The 1,156-nt window shown below is 73.4% G+C and carries 1 pseudogene; it reads left to right on the top strand.

From position 1 onward, the window contains the following. Positions 1-1,156: pseudogene (locus IG84_RS43040) on the top strand (ATP-binding protein); the annotation flags it as partial.

Below are 1,156 nucleotides of genomic sequence, written 5' to 3'. Positions count from 1 at the left end.
GCAAGGTGCTCATCGCCAACCGTGGCGAAATCGCTGTCCGCGTGGCCCGGGCATGCCGGGACGCCGGGATCGGGAGCGTAGCGGTCTACGCCGACCCGGACTGCCGCGGATGAGGCATACGCCCTGGGGCAGGCCATCCGTGACCTGGGCGACAAGGTCGCCGCCCGCCACATCGCCCAGCGCGCCGGCGCCCCGCTGGTCGCCGGCACCCCCGACCCGGTCGCCGGGGCGGAGGAGGGCGTCGCCTTCGCCCAGGAGCACGGCCTGCCGATCGCCATCAAGGCCGCCTTCGGCGGCGGCGGCCGCGGCCTGAAGGTCGCCCGCACCCTCGAAGAGGTCCCCGAGCTCTACGACTCCGCGGTCCGCGAGGCGGTCGCCGCCTTCGGCCGCGGCGAGTGCTTCGTGGAGCGCTACCTGGACCGCCCGGCACGTGGAGACCCAGTGCCTGGCCGACAAGCACGGCAACGTGGTGGTCGTCTCCACCCGGGACTGCTCGCTGCAGCGCCGCCACCAAAAGCTGGTGGAGGAGGCGAGCACCCGGTCACCGAGGAGGTCACCGGCATCGACCTGGTCCGCGAGATGTTCCGCATCGCGGATGGCGAGGAGCTGGGCTACGACGACCCGCCGGTCCGCGGCACGTTCGAGGCTCCGGCCGGTCCGGGCGTGCGCCTGGATGCGGGTGTGGAGTCCGGCAGCGTCATCGGCCCGGCCTGGGACTCCCTGCTCGCCAAGCTGATCGTCACCGGCGCGACGCGAGCGCAGGCGCTGGAGCGGGCGCGGCGTGCGCTGGCGGAGTTCACCGTCGAGGGCATGGCCACCGCGATCCCGTTCCACCGTGCCGTCGTCGAGGACGAGGCGTTCACCGCGGACCCGTTCGCCGTGCACACCCGCTGGATCGAGACCGAGTTCAAGAACGACATCGAGCCCTTCACCGTCCCGGCCGATGCCGAGGCCGACGGGGAGAGCAACCGCGAGTCGGTCGTGGTCGAGGTCGGCGGCAAGCGCCTGGAAGTCTCCCTGCCGTCCTCCCTCGGCATGCCGCTGGCGCGCGCCGCGGTCGCCGCCGGCGCCAAGCCCAAGCGCAAGGCGTCCAAGAAGTCCGGCTCCGCCGCCTCCGGCGACGCCCTCGCCTCCCCCATGCAGGGCACCATCGTCA

Source organism: Streptomyces ochraceiscleroticus, from assembly GCF_000720485.1.
In the GTDB taxonomy this organism is placed as follows: Bacteria; Actinomycetota; Actinomycetes; order Streptomycetales; family Streptomycetaceae; genus Streptomyces; species Streptomyces ochraceiscleroticus.
This window is presented reverse-complemented; position numbering and strand designations above follow the sequence as displayed.